Origin of the sequence: Sagittula marina (assembly GCF_014196795.1) — a bacterium.
Classification (GTDB): domain Bacteria; phylum Pseudomonadota; class Alphaproteobacteria; order Rhodobacterales; family Rhodobacteraceae; genus Sagittula; species Sagittula marina.
Window position 1 is genome coordinate 402,654 of sequence record NZ_JACIEJ010000003.1, and the last position, 21,233, is coordinate 423,886.

15 protein-coding genes, 1 tRNA gene and 2 pseudogenes are annotated in these 21,233 nt (G+C 60.7%); 7 read left to right on the forward strand and 11 right to left on the reverse strand.

Features of this window, described 5'->3' with window-relative positions:
- Window positions 1-76: 76 nt before the first annotated feature.
- Both alaS and GGQ68_RS08105 read right to left on the reverse strand, forming a co-directional pair.
- Window positions 77-2,746, reverse strand: a complete 2,670-nt coding sequence (gene alaS, locus GGQ68_RS08100) for an alanine--tRNA ligase (protein WP_183964797.1) — start codon at window positions 2,744-2,746, stop codon at window positions 77-79.
- Between the two features lie 92 nt (window positions 2,747-2,838).
- Window positions 2,839-3,735, reverse strand: a complete 897-nt coding sequence (locus tag GGQ68_RS08105; RefSeq protein ID WP_183964799.1) for a LysR family transcriptional regulator — start codon at window positions 3,733-3,735, stop codon at window positions 2,839-2,841.
- Between the two features lie 152 nt (window positions 3,736-3,887).
- Here GGQ68_RS08105 and ygiD point away from each other — a divergent pair, with 152 nt between their 5' ends.
- Window positions 3,888-4,715: a 4,5-DOPA-extradiol-dioxygenase gene (ygiD, locus tag GGQ68_RS08110; RefSeq protein WP_183964801.1), complete on the forward strand. Its 828-nt coding sequence runs from the start codon at window positions 3,888-3,890 to the stop codon at window positions 4,713-4,715.
- Window positions 4,716-4,726: 11 nt separating this feature from the next.
- A complete protein-coding gene (locus tag GGQ68_RS08115) occupies window positions 4,727-5,680 on the forward strand; it encodes a glutathione S-transferase C-terminal domain-containing protein (RefSeq protein ID WP_183964980.1) in 954 nt (317 codons plus the stop codon).
- A 23-nt stretch (window positions 5,681-5,703) separates the two neighbouring features.
- Here the strand turns inward: GGQ68_RS08115 and GGQ68_RS08120 are convergent, their stop codons facing one another.
- Window positions 5,704-6,987 (reverse strand): ATP-binding protein, encoded by a 1,284-nt coding sequence (locus GGQ68_RS08120; RefSeq protein ID WP_183964803.1) that lies wholly within the window; start codon window positions 6,985-6,987, stop codon window positions 5,704-5,706.
- 37 nt (window positions 6,988-7,024) lie between these two features.
- On the opposite strand from GGQ68_RS08120, the gene GGQ68_RS08125 reads away from it, so the two are divergent.
- The 4 genes and pseudogenes from GGQ68_RS08125 to GGQ68_RS24265 all read left to right on the forward strand — a co-directional run.
- Window positions 7,025-7,948, forward strand: a complete 924-nt coding sequence (locus tag GGQ68_RS08125) for an MBL fold metallo-hydrolase (RefSeq protein WP_183964805.1) — start codon at window positions 7,025-7,027, stop codon at window positions 7,946-7,948.
- 69 nt (window positions 7,949-8,017) lie between these two features.
- Window positions 8,018-8,092 (forward strand) — tRNA-Asn (locus GGQ68_RS08130).
- Between the two features lie 676 nt (window positions 8,093-8,768).
- A pseudogene (locus GGQ68_RS08135) lies at window positions 8,769-9,479 on the forward strand (CaiB/BaiF CoA transferase family protein); the annotation flags it as partial.
- 56 nt (window positions 9,480-9,535) lie between these two features.
- A pseudogene (locus tag GGQ68_RS24265) lies at window positions 9,536-9,718 on the forward strand (IS3 family transposase); the annotation flags it as partial.
- 225 nt (window positions 9,719-9,943) lie between these two features.
- On the opposite strand, the gene GGQ68_RS08140 reads toward GGQ68_RS24265, so the two are convergent.
- The 3 genes from GGQ68_RS08140 to GGQ68_RS08150 all read right to left on the reverse strand — a co-directional run bounded on the left by GGQ68_RS08140 (window position 9,944) and on the right by GGQ68_RS08150 (window position 12,965).
- Entirely contained in the window at window positions 9,944-10,705 is a 762-nt protein-coding gene (locus GGQ68_RS08140) for an ABC transporter ATP-binding protein (protein WP_183964809.1), read from the reverse strand.
- A complete protein-coding gene (locus tag GGQ68_RS08145; protein ID WP_183964811.1) occupies window positions 10,699-11,766 on the reverse strand; it encodes a FecCD family ABC transporter permease in 1,068 nt (355 codons plus the stop codon). Before GGQ68_RS08145 ends, GGQ68_RS08140 begins: the two co-directional genes overlap by 7 nt.
- A 62-nt stretch (window positions 11,767-11,828) precedes the next feature.
- On the reverse strand, window positions 11,829-12,965 hold the full coding sequence (locus GGQ68_RS08150; RefSeq protein WP_183964813.1) for an ABC transporter substrate-binding protein: 1,137 nt from the start codon (window positions 12,963-12,965) through the stop codon (window positions 11,829-11,831).
- Between the two features lie 122 nt (window positions 12,966-13,087).
- Here GGQ68_RS08150 and GGQ68_RS08155 point away from each other — a divergent pair, with 122 nt between their 5' ends.
- The gene (locus tag GGQ68_RS08155; protein WP_183964814.1) at window positions 13,088-13,852 is read left to right on the forward strand and encodes a class I SAM-dependent methyltransferase; all 765 of its coding nucleotides are present in this window, start codon (window positions 13,088-13,090) and stop codon (window positions 13,850-13,852) included.
- Between the two features lie 1,394 nt (window positions 13,853-15,246).
- On the opposite strand, the gene pcaF is transcribed toward GGQ68_RS08155, so the two are convergent.
- From pcaF to GGQ68_RS08180, 5 genes are read right to left on the reverse strand one after another with little or no spacing between them, the layout of a single operon-like run.
- Window positions 15,247-16,440: a 3-oxoadipyl-CoA thiolase gene (gene pcaF / locus GGQ68_RS08160; RefSeq protein WP_183964816.1), complete on the reverse strand. Its 1,194-nt coding sequence runs from the start codon at window positions 16,438-16,440 to the stop codon at window positions 15,247-15,249.
- 25 nt (window positions 16,441-16,465) lie between these two features.
- Complete coding sequence (locus GGQ68_RS08165; RefSeq protein ID WP_183964818.1) at window positions 16,466-18,049, reverse strand: GMC family oxidoreductase; 1,584 nt, start codon at window positions 18,047-18,049, stop codon at window positions 16,466-16,468.
- Window positions 18,046-19,215, reverse strand: coding sequence for an acyl-CoA dehydrogenase family protein (locus GGQ68_RS08170; RefSeq protein WP_183964819.1), 1,170 nt, complete (start codon window positions 19,213-19,215; stop codon window positions 18,046-18,048). Before GGQ68_RS08170 ends, GGQ68_RS08165 begins: the two co-directional genes overlap by 4 nt.
- A complete protein-coding gene (locus GGQ68_RS08175; protein ID WP_183964821.1) occupies window positions 19,212-20,003 on the reverse strand; it encodes an oxepin-CoA hydrolase, alternative type in 792 nt (263 codons plus the stop codon). The genes GGQ68_RS08170 and GGQ68_RS08175 overlap by 4 nt, the downstream gene beginning before the upstream one ends.
- A 10-nt stretch (window positions 20,004-20,013) precedes the next feature.
- Entirely contained in the window at window positions 20,014-21,222 is a 1,209-nt protein-coding gene (locus GGQ68_RS08180; RefSeq protein WP_183964822.1) for a CaiB/BaiF CoA transferase family protein, read from the reverse strand.
- Window positions 21,223-21,233 lie beyond the last annotated feature (11 nt).

Genomic DNA, 21,233 nt, shown 5'->3' on the forward strand with positions numbered 1-21,233 from the left:
CCGAGGCCCCTTTTTGCGTCTATTTTCGGTCCGGGGTCAAGTCACGGACTTGTGTCGGCCTGGGAAAAACGCTGCGTCATCCGGCGATTACAGCGCGTGCTGCAGCAATGGCTGCCTCAACGTTGTCTACGCTTGCGCCCCCGCCTTGTGCCATGTCAGGTCGGCCACCACCGCCCTTGCCGCCCAGTTCAGGAACGGCTGCCTTCACCAGATCAACGGCAGACAGCGTGGCTTTCAGATCATCTGTGACGCCTGCGGCCACCGCAGCCTTTCCACCGGCCTCCGCGATCAGCAACACGGCACCGGAGCCAAGGCGCGCCTTATGCTCGTCGATCAGCGGCGGCAAATCCTTGCCCGTAACGCCGGTCAGCACCTGTGCGTGGAATTTGACACCATTGATCTCTTCGACCTCCGTCGCGGTACCGCTGCCACCAGACATCGCCAGCTCACGTCGCAGATTGGCGACCTCGTTTTCCAGCTTCTTGCGGTCGTCCAAAAGCGCTTTGACGCGGGCAGGAACATCCGCAGGCTGGGACTTCAGATCACCGGCGACCTGCGTCAGCAACCGGTCCTGCGCTTCGAGATAATCCAGCGCCACCTGGCCGGTGAGCGCCTCGATCCGGCGCACGCCGGACGCCGACGCGGTGTCACCCAGCAGGACAAAAGCCCCAATGTCGCCGGTTTGGCGGACATGCGTGCCGCCGCAAAGCTCCAGCGAATAAGTGGTACCATCAGCCCCCTTGCCGGAGCCTGATTTGGACCCCATGGACACCACTCGGACTTCGTCGCCGTATTTTTCGCCGAACAGCGCCTGCGCGCCCAGTCCACGGGCATCGTCAGGCGTCATGATACGTGTCGTCACCGGGCTGTTCTGACGAATGTACGCATTCACGTCAGCGCTGATACCCACCATCTCTTCGTGGCTCAGACCTTTGTTATGGCTGAAGTCAAAGCGCAAGCGCTCCGGCGCATTCAGCGAGCCCCGCTGCGCCACGTGATCGCCAAGCGCCTCGCGCAGAGCCTCGTGCAACAGGTGCGTGGCCGAGTGATTTGCTCGGATGGCGGACCGACGCGCGTGATCAACCTCCAAGGCCATTGCATCACCGACCTTCAGGGTGCCCTTTTCCACCTTTACATGATGCGCGAAGACCCTGCCGCCGCCCATTTTTTGTGTATCTGTCACCTGGGCGCTGTCACGTTCATTTTCCAAACGGCGCAGTATGCCGGTATCGCCCACCTGGCCGCCGCTTTCGCCATAAAAAGGCGTCTGGTTCAGAACGACCCAGCCGTCGTCACCGGCGTCTAGGGCGGTGATCGCAGCGCCGTCCTTGACCAGTGCCAAAATCTGACCCTCGGCCCGCTCGGTGTCGTACCCGAGGAAATCGGTCGCGCCGTGGGTCTCTGCGATGTCGAACCAAACCGCCCCGTCGGCCGCCTCGCCGGAACCGGACCAGGCTGCGCGCGCGCGTGCCTTTTGCTCCGCCATGGCTGTATCAAAGCCATCAGTGTCCACTGCGCGCCCCTTTTCACGCAAAGCATCCTGCGTGAGGTCGAGCGGAAAACCAAAGGTGTCATAGAGTTTGAAGGCCGTTTCGCCCGGCAGCTGCGCGCCCTCGCCCAGATCAGCCAGCTCGTCGTCCAAAAGCTTCAGCCCGCGGTCCAGGGTCTGCTTGAAGCGCGTCTCTTCATTAAGCAGCGTTTCCTCGATCATCGACTGACCGCGTTGCAGTTCTGGGTATGCCTCGCCCATCTGGCGCACCAGTGCCGGCACCAGCTTGTACATCAGCGGATCTTGCGCGCCGAGCAGGTGGGCGTGGCGCATGGCGCGGCGCATGATGCGGCGCAGGACGTAGCCACGGCCATCATTGGACGGCATCACACCATCGGCAATCAGAAAAGAAGTAGAGCGCAGGTGGTCCGCAATGACGCGGTGATGCATTTTGCCCGGACCGTCCGGATCGGCAGAGGTCGCATGGGCTGAGGCCTCAATCAGCGCCCGCATCAGATCAGTGTCGTAATTGTCGTGCTTGCCTTGCAGCAGTGCCCCAATACGTTCCAGACCCATTCCGGTGTCGATGGACTGCATGTCCAGCGCCTTCATGGAACCGTCTTCGAACTGCTCGTTCTGCATGAAAACGACGTTCCAGATCTCGATGAAGCGATCGCCGTCTTCTTCAGCCGATCCAGGAGGGCCACCCCAGATGTGGTCGCCGTGGTCGTAGAAAATTTCCGTGCACGGGCCGCATGGACCGGTCGGGCCCATCTGCCAAAAGTTGTCCGACGTTTCGATCCGGATGATCCGGTCTTCTGGCACGCCGACTTTCTTCCAGATTTCGAAGGCTTCGTCGTCGGTATGATAGACCGTTGTCAGCAGCCGTGTCGGGTCGATGCCGAATTCCTTTGTCACCACCTCCCAAGCATACGGGATCGCTTCGGTTTTGAAATAATCGCCGAAGGAGAAGTTGCCGAGCATCTCAAAGAACGTGTGGTGGCGTGCGGTGTAGCCAACGTTGTCGAGGTCGTTGTGTTTGCCACCGGCGCGCACGCATTTCTGCGAGGACGTGGCACGGTTGTAGTCACGCTTTTCAACCCCGGTGAAACAGTTTTTGAACTGCACCATGCCGGAGTTGACGAACATCAGCGTGGGATCGTTTCGCGGGACCAGCGGGCTGGACGGCACGATCTGGTGCCCCTGCTTCTCGAAGTAGTTCAGAAAAGTCGAACGGATGTCGTTCAGGCTGGCCATGGCGCGCCCCTCATGCGTTAGGTTTCGGGCACATGTATCGCCCGTGTCCCGTCCTGTCCATAAGCGCTGATCGGTGTGAGCCAGGTTGCCGCTCAGAGGATATCGGCCTTCCCAAGATCGGCCTGCGCGAAATCGATCAAGGCCCGGGTTTTGCGTGGCAGAACACGGCCTTCGAGATAGACGGCGCTGAGCGGGCTCGCCGGTCCTGTCCAATCGGTCAGCAGCTCGATGAGCTCACCGCGGTCCAGCCGATCCCGCAACGAAAAGTGTGGGATAAGGGCCACGCCCTGCCCCGCCGCCGCAAGGTCCGTGGCGGCTCGGGCTGAATTTACACGGAAACGACCGTTCACATCGACCGTCAGCGTCTCACCTGCTTTGTCAAAGGACCAGCGGCGCGGCGCGTGCCGGTTCATGTCGAGAATACAGCTGTGGTCTGCGAGAGCCTTAGGCGACAGAGGCGCACCGTTTGTCATCAGATAGTCTGGGCTGGCGACCAGAACCGACCGCATCTCCCCCAGTTTGCGGGTCTTGAGAGACAGCATTTCAGAATGGCCAATGCGGAACGCGAGGTCGATCCCTTCGGCGGCAAGGTCCACAAAGTCGTCTTTGAGACGCAGATCGAGGCTTATTCCCCGATGCGCTGCGCCAAAACGGCCCAGCATGCCAGTCACCCATACCTCGCCGAAGGTCACAGGGGCAGACACGCGCAATGTCCCAGTCAAAGCGCGCCCCTCCTCTGTCACTGTTGCAAGAAGATCGTCCAGATCTTCGAGCACCGCAGGCGCGCGGGCCAGCAGATCTTCGCCCGCAGGGGTCAGCCCCACTTTACGTGTGGTGCGCTGAAACAGGCGGACGCTCAAGCGCCGCTCCAATTCGGCCACGTATTTAGACGTCAGCCGATTGGAGACCCCCAACTGATCTGCTGCACCGGTAAAAGACCCGGTCTGCGCCGTCGCCACGAAGGCACGCAATTCATCTACAATATCCATCAAAGGCCATTCCGAACAAAATATGGAAAGTCATTCTCTGAATTCTTCATATCATGGAGTATGCCGGGCGACTACATATGCCTTGGTCAGGCGGTCGATAGACGCTGCCAACAACGTCAGGGCCCCCTTCTGGGCCCGAGAAAGGACACCCAATGCCCGTGACACGCACGCTGGACGATCTGAAGGCCAGTCTCTCCCCGTCGGATCGAATGCCGCTGGTCTTTCTCGGCCACGGCAGCCCGATGAATGCCATCGAGAACACGCGTTACGGTCGCGCCTGGTCGGACCTGGGACGCAGCCTGCCAAAGCCTCGCGCAATTCTGGTGGTGTCCGCCCATTGGATGACACGCGGAACAACACTGGTGGACGTGTCAGAGATGCCGCGGACGATCCACGACTTCTACGGATTTCCGGAGGCTCTTTTTGCCCAGACGTACGAAGCACATGGCGCGCCGGAACTTGCCCGTGAGGTCACAACATTGCTTGCCAGCCACCACGCAGAAGAGGACGACACCTGGGGGCTGGATCATGGCGCCTGGTCCGTTCTGAAGTTTCTGTACCCAGACGCCAACGTGCCGGTGTTCCAGGTCAGCATCGACATGGGACGCGATCTGGATCACCAGTTGGACATCGGGCGCACACTGTCTGCTTTGCGCGACAAAGGTGTTCTGATCCTGGGGTCGGGAAATGTTGTGCACAACCTTCGCGCAATGCGCTGGGGCAAGGACGTCGCGCCGCAGGACTTCGCGCTGGAATTCGACCGGCTCTTTGCAGACCGGCTGGAAGACCGGGATTTCGACGGCTTGGCCGATAGAAAGGCTCTGGGCTCGCTGCTGACAATGGCCCACCCGTCTTTGGACCACTACATGCCTGCGCTGACCGTGGCCGGCGCATCAGATGCACGCGATCAACTGACGTTCATGACGGATGACATCGACTTGGGATCAGTTTCGATGCGGTCTTTTGTGTTCCACGCATAAGGAGAGTTGAGATACTTGTAGATGGTAAATGGCAAGAAGATTGGCAGCCTGTGCAGAAGGCCGATGACCAAGGCCGTTTCGTGCGGCAGGTGTCGAGCTTTCGCAATTGGGTCACGCCAGATGGTGCGCCCGGCCCCACCGGCGACGGCGGCTTTCCTGCCGAGGCCGGGAGATACCGATTGTATGTGGCGCTGATCTGCCCGTGGGCTTCGCGTGTTCTGATGACGCGTGCGCTGAAGGGGTTAAATGATATCGTTCCGGTGACTGTTGTGAACCCGACCCTCACCGATCAAGGCTGGCAATTTGGCGGCTATGATGGAGCGGACGAGGACCCGCTGTTTGGCAGTTCTTACCTGCATCAGCTATACACGAGGGCCGATCCGTTGTTCACCGGACGCGCCACGGTGCCGGTGCTTTGGGATATGAAGCGCAACGTCATGGTAAACAACGAAAGCGCTGACCTTCTGCGCATGTTCGATACTGCGTTCGAGGGGCTGGTCGCGTCTGACCTGCGTCTTTACCCGCAGGATCTGGCCGAGCAGATCGACGCGCTGAACCCTGTAATTTACGACAATCTGAACAATGGGGTTTACAAGTCGGGCTTTGCCTCGTCCCAAACTGCCTATGATGAAGCGGTGGAGGGCGTGTTCGCAACACTCGACATGTTGGAAGACCGACTGACCGAAGACTATCTGTTTGGCGACCGCGTCACAGAATCCGACATCCGGCTCTTTGTGACCCTGATCCGCTTTGACGCCGCCTATCACGGTATCTTTAAGACCAACCGCCGTCAGATCGCGGACTACCCACGACTTCAAGCCTATTTGGCGCGTATACTCGCCTTGCCTGGTGTCCGTGAGACCGTCAACATGAACCACATCACGCGGGGCTACTATTCGATCAAAGCGCTGAATCCCACTGGCATTCGCCCCATCGGACCGGCGCATGTCATGGCCTTGGCATAGGTGTAGCCGGGCATCGCCTACACTTATAGAGCAATCACGATATCCGCCCGCAAACCACCAAGCTCATCACTTTCCCCCAACCGCAACACACCCCCATGTGCACGGGCGATGTCGGCGGCAATGGCAAGCCCAAGCCCGACACCGGATCCGCGATCCTGGTTGCGTGCGGGATCCAGACGAACAAACGGTTTCAACGCCGAATCGCGGTCTTCGGGTGCAATGCCCGGACCGTCATCTTCGACCCGAATCCTCAGAGATTTGTCGGTGAGTGTCGCGGAAACCTTGCACTTCGTACCGTATCGCGTAGCGTTGCCGACGAGGTTCTCGATCGCGCGGCGCAGGGCTCTTGGACGCACGGGCACCAGCCCCTCCCCCGTCAGAAGGCCAATCGTCACCGCTTGCCCGGCCCGCTGCCCGTCTTGGATGATCGAATGGATCAGGTCAAAAATATCGGTCGGCTCATTTTCAGCCGTCTCTGCATCCCCACGTGCAAAATCGAGGAATGTATCAATCAGGCGCTGCATATCCTCCACGTCCTGTTCCAGCGGTTCGCGGTCCTCATGGTCGAGCAACGACAGACCAAGCCGCAGCCGCGTGATTGGGGTCCGCAAGTCATGACTGACACCTGAAAGCATCATCGTCCGCTGTTCGATGTGACGCTCGATCCGGTTGCGCATATCCAGAAAGGCATTTCCGGCAGCGCGCACCTCAGTTGCGCCAGAGGGCGCATACCGCACGACACGTCCACGGCCAAAAGCCTCGGCTGCATCCGCCAGTCGCGTGATCGGACGCAATTGGTTGCGCAGGTATAGGAAGGCGATCACGGTCATCAAGACGCCAAAAAAGACCATGTTCACAAAGAGCTGATGCGCGTTTGTCGGAGACGCACGCCCACGGGCGAGAGCGACTCGCCATGTCTGGCCGCTCGAAGTGATATAGAGGATGACCTGGCTGTCGTCGGGTATTTCGATCGCCTCAAGGCCGGTGACCCGCTGGTGGAGTACCCGCATCACGACGATTCCCGTCAGATCATACCACCGCCGCTGATCTTGCGATGGCGCGGCATCAACCGGTATGGGCTGTAGCCCAAGTTGAAAAGCCGATTGGTCGTTTCGGGCCATGTCGATGGCCAGATTGACGGCCCTTGCAGCCTCGCGAGAGAGCTGTTCGGTCACATCCTCGAAATGCCGCTGCACAAAGACAATGGAGACCACAAGTTGCAGTGTGATCACCGGCAGCACGAGAATGAGCGCCGCCCGACCATATAGGCTGCGCGGCATATAGCGTTTGAGCCATTCGAAAGACATCTTTATCCTTGTTGCGATGCTGAACGGAGACACCACCATGCAAGACCCGCAACCGGAGTTCCAGCCGCTTCCTGGGAAAGCCGAACCGCTCGCACCCGGTCTGCTGAGAGTATTGGCCCCCAACGCGTCGCCCATGACGTTCCGTGGGACCAATACCTACCTGCTTGGCACGCGCGAGGTGGCGGTGATCGATCCCGGCCCCATGGATGAGTCTCATATGGAAGCGATCTTGGCTGCAGTGCCCAAGGGGGGACGGATAACACAAATTCTGGTGACACACGCGCATCTTGACCATTCGCCATTGGCAGCTGCTTTGTCGGATCGTGTCGGTGTGCCTGTTTCAGGATTCGGCGGCGCGCACGCAGGACGCAGTGAGGTGATGCAGGCTCTGGCGCGCAGTGGTACGGTTGGCGGCGGCGAAGGTGTCGATCTGGCGTTTTCCCCCGACGTCATTTTATCGGATGGCGATGTGGTCAAGGGGGACGGCTGGCAGCTGGAGGCCTTGCACACGCCGGGTCACATGGCAAACCACCTCAGCTTTGCCTGGGACGACGTGCTCTTCAGCGGCGATCTGGTCATGGGATGGGCCACGTCGCTGGTCTCTCCACCAGATGGCGATCTGACGACTTTCATGGCCTCCTTGCGGCGCTTGCAAAATCGTTCGTGGTCAATCTTTCACCCCGGCCACGGTGCACCTGTTGGCATGCCTGCCCGACGCCTGTCTGATTTGATCGCCCACCGACAGGGACGCGAGTTTTCCATCGTTCGGGCTCTGGACGACGGCCCAGCCACGGCAGCGCAACTGGCAGCGCGCATTTATGTCGATACTCCAAAGTCCCTGCTTCCGGCCGCGACACGCAACGTTTTGGCGCATCTCATTGATTTAACCGTAAGATCCGTCGTGGCACCGGTTTCCGACTTAAATGCCAACGCGCAATTTCAGCACAATTCGGCAGGTTGAAAAAATTCTCAAAAAATCTGGAAAACCCTCTTGTGGCCCGGAATCCAGATAGCTATACACCCCACATATTCCGGCGTAGCTCAGCGGTAGAGCAGTTGACTGTTAATCAATTGGTCGTAGGTTCGATCCCTACCGCCGGAGCCAATTCACCCACTAAGTCCTTGATGATCAAGGCGTAGGCTGAATATGGCAAGTAAGTGTCACACAGCACTGTAGAACAATTTCATCAAGTACCGGTCGCTTGTCTCCATTTTTGGTGGCCGCATCTTGGCGACCACTCGCTTACTTCCTGCAGCGCGGCTCTACCTAGAACTGGCGTCGGCGTGTGCCTGAGTTTTCCACAAAAACCCGCCATTGGCAGCTGTCTCTGCGCACCACGGGCCGGTCTATCGCGTGTATCATCGCACGCAGATTGAACTACGAGTGCGACCGGATGCTGGATGCGATTACCGATGGAAAGCTGACCCCCGCTCAGGCCAAGGCCTGGCTGACCTCTGTTGTCCGCAGCGAGCTTGACCGCATCGAGCGTCAACGCATGATCAGCCGGATGGATCCGAGGAAAACCGGCGTCTCGATTGGGCGACGGCGCGCGCATGGTCCGCATCTGAAGGTCGGGAAGATCCGAACCTGGAACAAGCACGCGCCCTTGCGCGGGAAATCCTCGACAGCGCCCCCTCCGAGATCATCGAAACCCAAGAGCCCCTTCACATCTCCGGGGAAACCACTCTGATCGAGACACCTGCCCCAACTCAAGTCCCTACCCAAAGGCCCGAGTTCAGTTTCGATCCGGACATTGTCGCGCTAGGGTCAGGCGCCGAACAAGCTGGGCATTCCCTTGGGCGACATGGCCGGAAGCCTCTTTTCGGTTTTCGGGCTTCTGGCCGCGCTGCATGAGCGCAATGCCACCGGCAAGAGACGGCAAGTGGAGGTCGCCATGCTGGACAGCCTCATCTCCATGCAGGGCGACCTGTCACAGATTTATTTCGTCACCGGCCAAAGCCCTCGACCGGTTGGAACCCAGCATCCCAGCATCGTGCCCTATGGCTCGTTCCCGACGTCCGACGGTCATGTGATCGTGGCCTGCCTGACCGATCGCTTCTGGCAAAATTTCGCACGCAGTCTGGATCGCGAACACCTGATCGAAGATCCGCAATTTTCGCTCTATGAGCAGCGTATGGAAAATCGCGATACCCTGAACCAGATCATCATCGAGCGGATGAGCCGCGACACGTCAGAGTACTGGCTTGCACGTCTGAGCGATTTCGATGTCCCGAACGCGCCGATCCTGTCCGTTGGGGACGCGCTGGAACAGCCCCATGCCCTTGCCCGAGGATTGGTCGAAACGGTCAATCATCCAACCGAGGGCAAGATGCGCCTTGTGCGTGGCCCCATACGCTTCGATGGCGAAGATCCATCGGCTGCCACCGCCCCCAGCCTGCTGGGCCAAGACACCCAGAGCATCCTGAAGGCGACGCTTGGCTACAGCGATGAAGAGATCAAGAACTTCTCCACCACAGGGGCGATTCCGTAAAAGATGTGATATCGACCATTGTCGGTGCCTGCGCTTTAGCCATGGTGTGACGTGGCGACGGCCACCGAACACTGGCCCTCTGGCGATACGATTATGACAAGGTCAGACTGCATTCGTCGCACGGCAACAAGACCCCGGCAGAAGCGCGCCGCGCGATTAAGCTACGTGATGGCATCGCGCCCGGCGCGCTTGCCACACCCGAAACAGACGACCATCAAAACCGAGGACTCTTGTCATGACTGAGGGACGGCCAGGAGAAGGTCATCGTGTTCATGCGAGGAGCGTTGGTCAGACCCACCATCGCAATACGTCTGCGAACCAGTGGATCGATAACTCGGTCATGAGGATCGCTGCGCCGGACCTGTCAGCAATCTTTGACCGCTAGACAATAGCTCACGGTTTAACGTTCGCAGACTGGGGATAAATCGTCGGCAGTCTCGCGCCGCCTTTTTATCGATAAACCACTACATTGAAACCAGATCCGCCGGGCCATCCACGATCATCATCGGGCACCCTCGGGAGCAGCGCTCGACCCGACTGTCGATACCGTAAAGGCGGCGGATCATGTCGGGGGTCAAGACTTCCAGCGTGGGACCAAATGCTTGAATCCGCGACTCCCCCAGCGCCATGGTGTGGGCGCAGCAGCGCATCACCTGGTTGAGGTCGTGCAAGGCCAGAACCATCACCGCGTCATTTTCCTTGGCATAAAGCCTCAGCGCCTCCAGCACCTCGTACTGGCGATTGAGATCAAGCGCAGATGTCGGCTCGTCCATCAGCACCACCTTGGGCCGGCTCACCAGCGTCTGCGCGATCGATACCGCCTGCCGCTGCCCTCCGGACAGCTCCGGCAGCTGCTGATCAGCCAGATGGGTGATCTTGAAACGGCGGAGGGTTTCGTCCACTTTGCTCAGCTCGGCAGAAGACAATCGCCATCCCCCGCCCCCCTGCTTCAAGGCCAAGATGATCGATTCATACACCGTGAGTGCTGCGGACATGCCCGTGTCCTGCGGCATGTAGCGCAGATCGTTGTGTCCCGCCCCGTCCAGTCGCACATGACCGGCGCCACGCAAATGCCCCGCAATCCGACGAAACAAGGTCGATTTGCCGGCCGCGTTGGCCCCGACAAGGGCCGTCAGCACCCCACCTTGGACGCGCGCCGACGCATCGGACAAAATTTCGCGCCGACCATACCGTGCGCCGATCCGTTCCAGCGTCAGGTTTACCATGACTTGCGTCCTTTCGTGAGGATCAGTGCGGCGAAAAAGGGCACACCCACGAGTGCCGTGATGATCCCGATGGGCAGGACGGCCCCCGGCAGGATTGCCTTCGACAGCACGGATGTGGCCGACAGGATAACCGCCCCCGACAGCATCGCGCCGGGCAGAAAGAACCGCTGATCCTCGCCCAGCAGCAGCCGCGCCAGATGCGGGCCGACAATGCCGATGAACCCGATTGTTCCGACGAAGCTGACAGGCACCGCCGCGAGGACCGACACAAGCAACAGCACCTCAAGCCGCAAACGCTTGACCGGCACACCCATCGCAGAGGCGCGAACTTCGCCGAGACGAATTGCCGTCAGAGCCCAGGCCCGGCGGGCAAAAAGCGGCGTACAGACCGCAAGGATAACGGCGGTGACGGCGACCTTGCCCCAAGTCGCCTTGGTCAGGCTCCCCATGGTCCAGAACACCACAGCAGAGAGCGCCTGCTCAGAGGCAAAATACTGCAGTAACGCCAGCGCCGCGTTGAAAGAGAAAACAAGAGCGATACCCAGCAGGATGATCGTTTCCGTTGTCACGCCCCGCAGCGTCGAGAGGCCGAAGATCAGCAGCGACGCAGCCATCGCCATGGCAAAGGCGTTAATCGGCACCATCAATGACACAGCACCGGGAAACAGCGCCACGCCCAGAACCATCGCCAGAGCCGCACCGAAACTCGCTGCCGCTGACAGGCCCAAGGTGAAGGGGCTGGCCAGTGGGTTCGCCAGAATGGTCTGCATCTGCGCCCCGGCCAGCGACAGGCTCGCCCCCACGGTCACCGCCAATATCGCCATGGGCATGCGGATATCCCAAACCACGACGCGCATCTGCAAATCTGCCGATCCCGGTGCAAAGATCGTCTGCAGCACCTCCGGTACGCCGTAGCGTGCAGGTCCCAGCGACACGTCCACTGCGACCGACAGCACCAGCGCGATGGTCAATCCGACAAGGATCGCGATGCGCCGGGTCACAAGTCCGCGGTAACTTTGCGCGGTTGCGGGTTCGGAGGCGTGTATTTCCGTCGTTGACATCTCATCTCCAATGGCGTGTGGCGGCCCCGGAATGGGCCGCCATATTCAGAGGTTAAACAGGCTCAGTTGGCCGCAGCGTCCCCCAGAGACACCCAGTAGCCGGGCTTGTAATCCACCGGCAAGAAGCGCGCGTGCAACTCTTTGAGAGTTTCTTCGGGATCGAGATCCGGGAACAGCTCAGGGTGCAGCCAGGTCGCCAGTTTCTGTACGGCAACAAAGCTGTAAGGCGAGTTGTAGAACTGGTGCCAGATGCCGTGAACCTGATGGTTTTCCACTGCTTTTACGCCCGTGAAGGCGGGCCGCTCCGTCAGCGCTGCAAGTTTCTTCTTTGCCTCGGGGATGTCTGAGCCCGGCCCCATGCCGACCCACGCGCCACCGGGCACGTAGGCGTCCCAATTGCCGCCCGTGACGACGATCTGATCCGGATCGGAGGCGATGACCTGCTCCGGATTGACCGTGCCAAAGGTGCCGGGAATGAACTCCGACGCCATATTTGTGCCACCCGCAAGCTCGACGAAACGCCCAAAGTTGCCGTCGCCAAAGGACATGCAGCAATCCTCGGAGTAACCACCGGCCCGCTCGACGAAAACCAGCGGGCGCTGAAGATCGTCTTGCGCGGCGATCACGTCGGTGACGCGCGCAATCTGTGCTTCGTAGAAGCTGTTGAACTCTTCGGCCTTCTCTTCTTCGCCGAAGAGCTCTCCGATGATCTGCATCGACTGCGAGGTATGCTCGAACGGCTTTTCGCGGAAGTCGACGTAGACGATGGGGATGCCGACCTTGGCCAGTTTCTGCTCGTAACCTGCCTCGTCGGTCGCAGCCTTGGATTCGAGGTTCATGATCATCACGTCGGGGTTCAGCGAAACCGCCTGCTCGATGTCGAATGAGCCGTCCTTGAAGCCACCGAAAGTGGGAATATCGGTCAGTTCCGGAAATTTTTCCGCATAAATGTCATAGCTTTCCGGGGAAGCCTCGCGAAAATCGTCGCGCCAGCCGACGACGCGACGGAACGGGTCTTCGCGGTCCAGGACGGAGGCAAAAAAGATCTGTCGTCCTTCGCCCAGGATCACGCGCTCGACCGGTGCATCCACGGTAACTTCTCTGCCGGCGATGTCGGTCAGGGTGATCGGATCGGCTTGCACGAGGCTGGCTGCGAAGAGGCTCAACGCACTTGCGCCGAGAAGGGAATGAAGGGTCATCAGTTGCTCCTGAGTCAGGTCACTTCGGCCCGCCTAGTATATCCGACACTTTCCATCAACTAAAAAGTTGACAAAACCAATCAGCTAAATGACATCGGAGAAAACGCCACCGGAGCAGCCGCATGACCTCAAGCAACCGAAACCTTCGTGACGAAATTCGAGAATACTGGTCTGATCGCGCGGCCACCTTTGACGAAGAGCCCGGCCATCGCATCGACGACGGCGCCGAGATGGCCGCATGGGAGAGCTTGTTTCGTCGTCACCTGGGCGATGGCGACGGGCGGGCGCTCCTTGATCTCGCGTCCGGCACTGGGGAAATCGCGCGTCTATGCCAGCGCCTGGGGTTCACAGTAACGGGTCTTGATTGGGCCGAACCAATGCTGGAGCGCGCGCGGGCCAAGCTGCCAGACGTTCCCTTTATACAGGCGGACGCGGAGCGCACGACCCTGCCCCCGGCCAGCATGGACGTGATTGTCACACGCCATCTGGTCTGGACTCTGGTCGATCCGGCCGCAGCCTTTGACGAATGGTTCCGCGTGCTGCGCCCCGGCGGGGCGCTCTTGATCGTGGACGGCGACTTCGTCTCACGCGGCTGGATATATCGAATGCTGGCACGGCTTATGACCCCAAAACCGCAAAGCGCCACACCCACGGCCAACAGTTTGCGCCACCGGGATATTCTCTCTCGAGTGCATTTCAGCGAAGGGGCGCGCGTGGATTATGTGGTTCCAATGCTTAAAGCGGCGGGGTTCGATCCAATCGTCAGCGACACCCGTCTGACACCCATCCACCGCGCGCAGGCAGCTCAGCTAGGATGGCGGAAATCACGTCTGCGCCGATCAGAGCATCGTTATGTGATATGCGCGACCAAGCCAGGACCGTGTTAAATTCGATGAGTTTCAGGTGCTGAGCAGCGCATCCATCGCCGAAACGTTGAACGGGCCGACAGGGCCGCAGAAGTCGCGTCATTTTACACAGCCCTGATGATTTACCTTACCTCCAGCGCTGACGTGCTGCGGGAGAGACGCCAAACAAGGAAGCGATCTGCAATTGGAAGAACTGGTCATCTCGCGCTTACCTTCCCTCAACTCACTTCGCCAAGCGCTCGCTCGCAGGCCAAATGGGATGTCACCGAAAGACGAGTGCTGCCGTCTTGGATTATAACGCGTTGATCTAATGACGCATCGCAGCCTGAGTTTGGCGTCTGGTTTCCCAGCGGTTGCGCCAGATCAGCTCAGCCTTCAGAGAATATTAGACACTTTCAACCGTGGAATTGTCGTAACGATTGCCTGTTCCACTCATTGATACCGGCTCTTTTCGTACAAATCTGAGTGTGACCCCACTTCCCCTTTCGCCGGAGGAACTTACCCCTTGGACTGTGTCCCGGGTATGACCAGAACTTTTAACGGGCAAGGACGGCGTTCCGGACCTGAAGTTCAGCGGCTTTTCTGTCGTAGTCGCGGGCCATAAAGCCGTGGCCAAACAACTCAATGCAGGGCATGCACTGTCCGGCACTGCGCTTGAAAATCAAACGTCACGAGACGGGCCGATTTCGTCTGTCGTGACGCCAACCGCATGAAACTTCGGTGTTTCCCAACACATTCCGAGATAGAGCTTACGCCAAAGGCCCTTCTTTGGCCCACCATGCTTGCGGGGTGCAGAGCGGAACAGAAATGATCAGGGGGATCAATTCGCCTCTGAACGAAAAGCCCCCACTCGCCTTCACCTTCGGCTTTCGTCGCGTGCGGCATTGTTTCCGGACCTATGGCGGTACATGCCTTTTCGCCGGTCAGAAGATCGTAGTGGCGCCAACCCACTAGGTTTAGGGAGGGTGACGTGCCGTTTTTCTGACGGCGACACAAGGTGATGAAGTCTTGGACATTTCAACCGCCCCCTCCCAGAGGCAGCCGGCTATCGGAGGAGCCTGTCGTCTGCATTGAGCGGGTTTGCAAATCGCGCCTAGATTACGCAGACTCTTGTGACTTCATCGGAAAAGGTTTCCGGATGGCCCCGCTTTCTGGTCTCTCCGACGCGTCAAATAATGGCCAGACGCAACCAGCCCGACTGCAAACACACCACTTCTCTGCCAGCGGTACGCTTTGTCCGAGGGCCAAGTAATAGGTTGGCCCTCAACGGATCAAAGGTGCCGCTCGCATGATCCTTGACGACAACCTAGGATTATCAAAGAAAATCCTTTGCACCGGTCCGTACAACTGACGCCGGGTACCGCACTGAAAGAGCAACGGACCAGATGCATGAACTGGCCCGCTGCAATCAAGAATCACACCCGTTCGAGCGCGATAGCGATACCTTGTCCGACGCCGATGCACATTGTCGACAGGCTCTTTTCACCGGGCTTGAGGGAAAGCATGGCCGTTCCCGTAATTCGCGCGCCGGACATGCCCAGCGGATGACCCAGCGCGATGGCACCACCGTTCGGGTTTACCCGCGCATCGTCATCCGCGATGCCGAGGTCGCGCAACGTGGCGAGGCCCTGGCTGGCGAAGGCTTCGTTCAATTCGATCACCGAGAAGTCATCCTGCGTCAAACCCAGTCGCGCCATCAATTTCTTCGAAGCCGGGGCTGGGCCGAAACCCATGATGCGAGGCGGAACACCTGCCGTCGCCCCACCCAGCACACGCGCGACAGGCGTCAGCCCGTGCTGTTTTGCTGCTTTCTCGGAGGCAAGGATCAGGGCCGCGGCGCCATCGTTCACGCCTGAGGCGTTCCCGGCGGTGATGGTCCCACCGGGTCGCACGATGGGCTTCAGGCTGGCCAGCTTGTCTATTGTCGAGGCGCGCGGATGCTCGTCGGTATCGACGATCGTCTCGCCCTTGCGGGTCTTGATCGTGACCGGAGTAATCTCCTGTACCAGTCGCCCGTTCTTGATCGCCGTAGCGGCCTTGTCCTGAGACCGCAGCGCAAAGGCGTCTTGGTCCGCGCGGCTCACGCCGAATTCGTCGGCCACGTTCTCTGCGGTCTCTGGCATGGAGTCGATGCCATATTGCGCCTTCAGCAAGGGGTTCACGAAGCGCCAGCCAATGGTGGTGTCATGAACCGCATTGGCGCGGGAAAAGGCGGTTTCGGCCTTGGGCATCACGAAAGGCGCCCGGGACATGCTTTCGACACCGCCCGCGATAATCAGGTCGGCCTCACCCGCGCGGATGGCTCGCGCGGCCATGGTGACCGCGTCCATGCCCGACCCACACAGCCGGTTGATCGTGCTGCCGGGCACCTCCGTTGGCAACCCCGCCAGCAGCGCCGACATGCGTGCCACGTTGCGGTTGTCCTCGCCGGCCTGGTTTGCGCAGCCATAGTAGACTTCATCGACGGCGGCCCAGTCCACATCGCTGTTGCGGTACATCAGCGCGGTGATCGGGATCGCGCCGAGATCGTCGGCCCGCACCGGTGCGAGCGCCCCGCCGTAGCGCCCGATCGGAGTGCGGATGTAGTCGCAGATGAAAACGTCGGTCATGGTCTGTCTCTCTCTTGTCGTTCAATCACGCGTTGGCGCGGATGAAGTCCGCGGCGCGCGCGCCGATCATGATGGTCGGGGCGTTGGTATTGCCCGATGGCAGGCACGGCATAACCGAAGCATCGGCGACGCGCAGACCCTTGACGCCTTGGACCGCCAGTCGCGGGTCGACCACGGCCATCGGATCGGCTGCCGCGCCCATTTTTGCCGTACCCGCCGGGTGATAGACAGTCTTGGCATGGCTGCGGATGTATTCTGTCAGGGTTTCGTCCGTGTCCGGCCCGGGCGCAGGGCGCTTGCGCTCGGCCATCACCGCCTGCAGCGCTGGCTGCTCGAGCAGGCCAAGCGCCTTCCGGAGGGCCGCAATCGACAGGGCCATGTCCGCAGGGTCGCTCATGACGCCACTCCGAAAGACCGGCGGATCCGCAGGATCGGCAGAGCGAAGCCGTACCTCTCCGCGCGACTTCGGCCGCAGCACGCAGACCGAAAAGACAACGCCGTGTCCCTCGAGCTGCACAACCCCCTTGGCCGCGTTGTAGCCTGGCATGAAATGTAGCTGCACGTCAGGGCGTCCGCCCCCCGCCACGTCGATGAAGCCGCCGGCCTCCACCATATTGGACGACAGCAGTCCACGCCGGGTCGCTAGGTATTGCAGCATGTGCAGGGCACCGCGCGGCATGCGGTCCTCGCCCACCACCGACACCGGTTCGCGGGTCTTGACTTCAATGGGGACGATGGCGTGGTCCTGAAAATTTTGGCCGACGCCCGGAAGATCAGCGACGATGGGTATGCCTTGCGCCTCCAGATCAGCACGCGGACCGATGCCGGAACGCATCAGGATGAGCGGTGTTGCAAAAGCCCCCGCAGACAGCACGACCTCGCGCGCCGCGTGGATCTCGCGACCGTCGGACAGACGGACCCCGGTGGCGCGGCCCTGCGAGATCAGAACACGGTCGACCCGCGCATTCGTCATCACAGTGAGGTTCTTGCGCTTTCGTACCGGCCAAAGAAAGGCGCGCGCCGCCGAGGCACGCCGACCCTTGCGCGTGGTGGTCTGGAAAAAACCGATCCCCTCCTGCCGCGCGCCGTTGAAATCGCGGTTTGGCCGGATCTGTGCCTGCATCCCCGCATTTACGAAGGCCTCCGACAAGGTATGCCTGTGGCGCGGGCTGGAGACCGCGAGCGGTCCGCAGGTGCCATGATGGTCGTCGTTGAAAGTGTCGTTGTTCTCCAGCCGCTTGAAGACCGGCCCCACATCGGCCCAGCTCCATCCTTCGGCGCCGTTCGCCGCCCAGTCGTCGTAATCCTGCGGCTGGCCGCGCAGGTAAAGCATCGCGTTGACCGATGATCCGCCGCCCAGAACGTTGCCTTGTGGCACGACAAATGGACGGCCCGCGAGGCTGTCTTCCGGCTCTCCGGTGATCATCACCGCATCACGACCCTTTTGCATGATCTTGAAAAAGGTTGCGGGAATGTGGATCCAAGGGCTTACGTCGCGCCGCCCGCCTTCAAGCAGCAACACGCGGCAGCTTTCGTCCTCGCTCAGCAGTCCGGCAAGCGTCGCGCCGGCAGAGCCACCGCCAACGATGATGACGTCATGCTCGCTCATGCCCGACCAACTCCTTGCCGACGCCGGCGCTCCTGCTTGACGATGTTGAGCTGGTGGATCTGGCTGGTGCCTTCGTAGAGCCGGAACAGCCGTACATCGCGGTAGTAGCGTTCGATCGACGCGTGGTCGGCCACGTAACCCGCGCCGCCAAAGACCTGCACCGCCCGATCCGCGACCCGGCTTGCCGCCTCGGAGGCGAAATATTTGCAAATGGAGGCTTCGAGCGCAATGTCCTCACCTGCGTCGCGGGCTCTTGCGGTCTGCATCACCAGTGCGCGGGCGGCCTCGATATCCACTCGGCAATCCGCCAGCAGTGCCGCAACGAGTTGGAAATCGATGATCTTCTGTCCCGATTGTTCGCGCCCCTCGGCGTGGGTCATCGCAAGGTCGAGCATCCGGATCGACGGCCCGGTGCATAGCGCGGCCAGATGAATGCGCTGCTTGTTCAGCACCTTCATCGCGGTGCGAAACCCCTGCCCTTCGACACCACCGATCAGGTTACGCCCCGGCACGCGAACGTTATCCAAGTGCACCTCACCTACGGGGGACCCACGCTGCCCCATCATCTTGTAGGGCGCGGAGGTAGACACCCCCGGCATGCCCCGCTCTACGATGAAGGCTGAAACCCCGCGCGCGCCGGCCGTATCCGGATCGGTGCGTGCCATGACGGTGAAGATATCCGCGATGGGCGCGTTGGTGATATAGCACTTCATACCGTTAAGCACGTAGTCGTCACCATCCCGCACCGCGACTGTCGTCAGCGCCGAAGCATCCGATCCCGCCCCCGGCTCCGTCAAGGCGAAGGAGCCTGTCAGCTCGCCGCTTGCGAGGCGCGGCAGGTATTCGCGTTTCTGCGCTTCGGTTCCGTCAGCGACAAGCGCTTCGGACCCGATGCCTGTGTTGGTGCCGACGCGCGCACGAAAAGCCACCGCGCATTGGCTGAGCTCCATCGCGCCAAGGACAAGTTCCTCGGTCGTCAGGCCGGGACCGCCGTATTCCTCGGGGATGGACCAGCCAAAGTAGCCGCGCGCTGCCATGTCGGCCACGATCTCGTCGGGCACGCAATCCTCCGCCTCGACGCGGTCCTCGCTGGGATGGGCCACGTCCCGCACCCAGCGGTGAACATTCAGCAGCAGCGTATCGAGCTTTTCCTGATCACGGATCATGAATCACCTTTGCTGAAATCTGGTTTTCGCTTTTCGAGAAAAGCCGCAAGCCCTTCTCCCGCCTCGTCACCGAAGCGATGCTGATTGATCATGCGCCCCTCATAGGCGAGGTGTTCAGCCAGCGCGGCCTCACCTGCGGTGGCGATCTCCGCCTTGATGGTGCCGATGGCCATCTGCGCGCCGTGCGCACAGGCGCCGGCCAGCGCGAGGGCTGCATCGAGCGCGCCGCCCGGCTCCACCACCTCATTTACGGCCCCCGCGGCGAACAGGCGTTCCGCGCATACCGGGCGGCCAAGCATGCACAGCTCCGACACGAGCTGCCGCGGCAGGGCCTCACGCAGGAAGTAGGTCGCGCCCCCGTCGGGCGTGAGGCCGATCTTGACATATGCGGCGGTAAACTTCGCCCCTTCGCTTGCCACAACCATGTCGCAGGACAGTGCCAGCGACAGACCAAGCCCCGCCGCGCCTCCCTCGACAGCGGCGATGACTGGTTTCGGGCAGTCACGAAGCGCCATTATCATGGCGAACAGCGCATCGGTGTTTCGCGCCACCTCCGAACGGGGCAATTTCCGGCTGTCTTCGAGGGCGCGGACGTTGCCACCAGAGGAAAAGAACCCGCCCGCTCCGGTCAGCACGATGGCGCGGACGTCAGGGTCGTGGCCCGCATCGACAAAGGCCGCACGCAGCGTTTCGTACTGGTCCCGACCTATGGCGTTCTTTGTCGCGGCCCCGTGCATGGTCAGCGTCAGCACGCCGCTGGAACGGGAGCTTTCGATCTGTGTTGTCATGATATGTCCCTTAGATAATGCCGTTGTCGCGGAGCGTCGCGATTTGCTCGGCGTCGAACCCCAGATCGGCGAGGATCTCATTCGTGTCGGCGCCAAGGTCCTTAGCCGACCAGCGCACGCGACCGGGGTTGTTCGTCAGACGCGGCACCACGTTCTGCATACGCACCGTGCCAAAGTCGTCATCGGCAACAGCTGTCACCACTTCGCGCGCTTGCATCTGCGCATCTTCAAAGATCTGCTCGACCGAGTAGATCGGGCCGATGGCGCCACCCTCCCGCGCGAACGCGTCCAGCGTTTCGTCCAGCGTGTGGCTTTCCATGTAGGCGCGGAATATTTCGTCCAGTGTCTCGCGTTGCGCCATCCGTGCTCTGTTGCCGACAAAGCGCGGATCGTCGATCAACTGAGCCTGGCCGATGGCACGCATGTTCGCCGCGAACATGCTGTCGGTCGACCCCGTGACGGTGACATAGCGCCCGTCCTTCGTACGAAAGACGTTCGCCGGCGCCGTGTACTGGTTGTTGTTGCCGTCGCGCTCGCGCACCTGACCCAGCTGATCGTATTCGATGGCAATGTTCTCCAGCAGCCGGAAGGTCGCCTCCGTCAGTGCAAGGTCGATTTCCTCGCCGCGCGTGCCATTCGCCTTGATTCCGTAAAGTGCTGCCATGATCGAAAACGCGCCGAACACTCCCCCAAAGGCATCGGCGATCGGATAGCCCGGATGCACCGGAGCGCTGTCCTTCATACCAGTGATATAGGTCAGGCCGCCCATCGCCTCGAAGATACGGGCGAAGCCGCCCTGCCGGGATTTCGGCCCCGTCTGCCCGAATGCGGAGACGCGCAGGATCACCAGGTCGGGGTTCAGCGCCCAGAGCGTTTCCCGGTCCAGCCCCCATTTCGCCAGCGTACCAGGGCGAAAATTCTCAACCAGCACGTCGTGCTCGGCGATGAGTTTTTTCATGATCTCCAGCCCCTCGGGCTTGCGCAGATCGAGTGTACCGTAGCGCTTGCCCCGGTTTGTCACCTTCCACCACAGCGGCTTGTCATCGCGAAACGGCGGAAAGTACCGCAGGCCGTCGCCGCGTCCGGGCATCTCGAATTTCGTCACCTCGGCGCCAAAATCGGCCAGCAATGACGCAGCGAAGGGCGCCGCGATGATGGTCGCGATGTCGAGCACCTTGAGGCCCTTGAGTGGTCCTTGACCGTCCATTTGATCGAGCATCTCGCTCCCTC

Coding starts and splice junctions, on each gene's coding strand:
- GGQ68_RS08150 (WP_183964813.1), bottom strand. CDS start 12,965: ATGACCCTTCATTCCCTTCTCGGCGCAAGTGCGTTGAGCCTCTTCGCA.
- GGQ68_RS08155 (WP_183964814.1), top strand. CDS start 13,088: ATGACCTCAAGCAACCGAAACCTTCGTGACGAAATTCGAGAATACTGG.
- GGQ68_RS08105 (WP_183964799.1), bottom strand. CDS start 3,735: ATGGATATTGTAGATGAATTGCGTGCCTTCGTGGCGACGGCGCAGACC.
- GGQ68_RS08180 (WP_183964822.1), bottom strand. CDS start 21,222: ATGCTCGATCAAATGGACGGTCAAGGACCACTCAAGGGCCTCAAGGTG.
- pcaF (WP_183964816.1), bottom strand. CDS start 16,440: ATGACCGACGTTTTCATCTGCGACTACATCCGCACTCCGATCGGGCGC.
- alaS (WP_183964797.1), bottom strand. CDS start 2,746: ATGGCCAGCCTGAACGACATCCGTTCGACTTTTCTGAACTACTTCGAG.
- GGQ68_RS08165 (WP_183964818.1), bottom strand. CDS start 18,049: ATGAGCGAGCATGACGTCATCATCGTTGGCGGTGGCTCTGCCGGCGCG.
- GGQ68_RS08145 (WP_183964811.1), bottom strand. CDS start 11,766: ATGTCAACGACGGAAATACACGCCTCCGAACCCGCAACCGCGCAAAGT.
- ygiD (WP_183964801.1), top strand. CDS start 3,888: ATGCCCGTGACACGCACGCTGGACGATCTGAAGGCCAGTCTCTCCCCG.
- GGQ68_RS08170 (WP_183964819.1), bottom strand. CDS start 19,215: ATGATCCGTGATCAGGAAAAGCTCGATACGCTGCTGCTGAATGTTCAC.
- GGQ68_RS08140 (WP_183964809.1), bottom strand. CDS start 10,705: ATGGTAAACCTGACGCTGGAACGGATCGGCGCACGGTATGGTCGGCGC.
- GGQ68_RS08175 (WP_183964821.1), bottom strand. CDS start 20,003: ATGACAACACAGATCGAAAGCTCCCGTTCCAGCGGCGTGCTGACGCTG.
- GGQ68_RS08125 (WP_183964805.1), top strand. CDS start 7,025: ATGCAAGACCCGCAACCGGAGTTCCAGCCGCTTCCTGGGAAAGCCGAA.
- GGQ68_RS08120 (WP_183964803.1), bottom strand. CDS start 6,987: ATGTCTTTCGAATGGCTCAAACGCTATATGCCGCGCAGCCTATATGGT.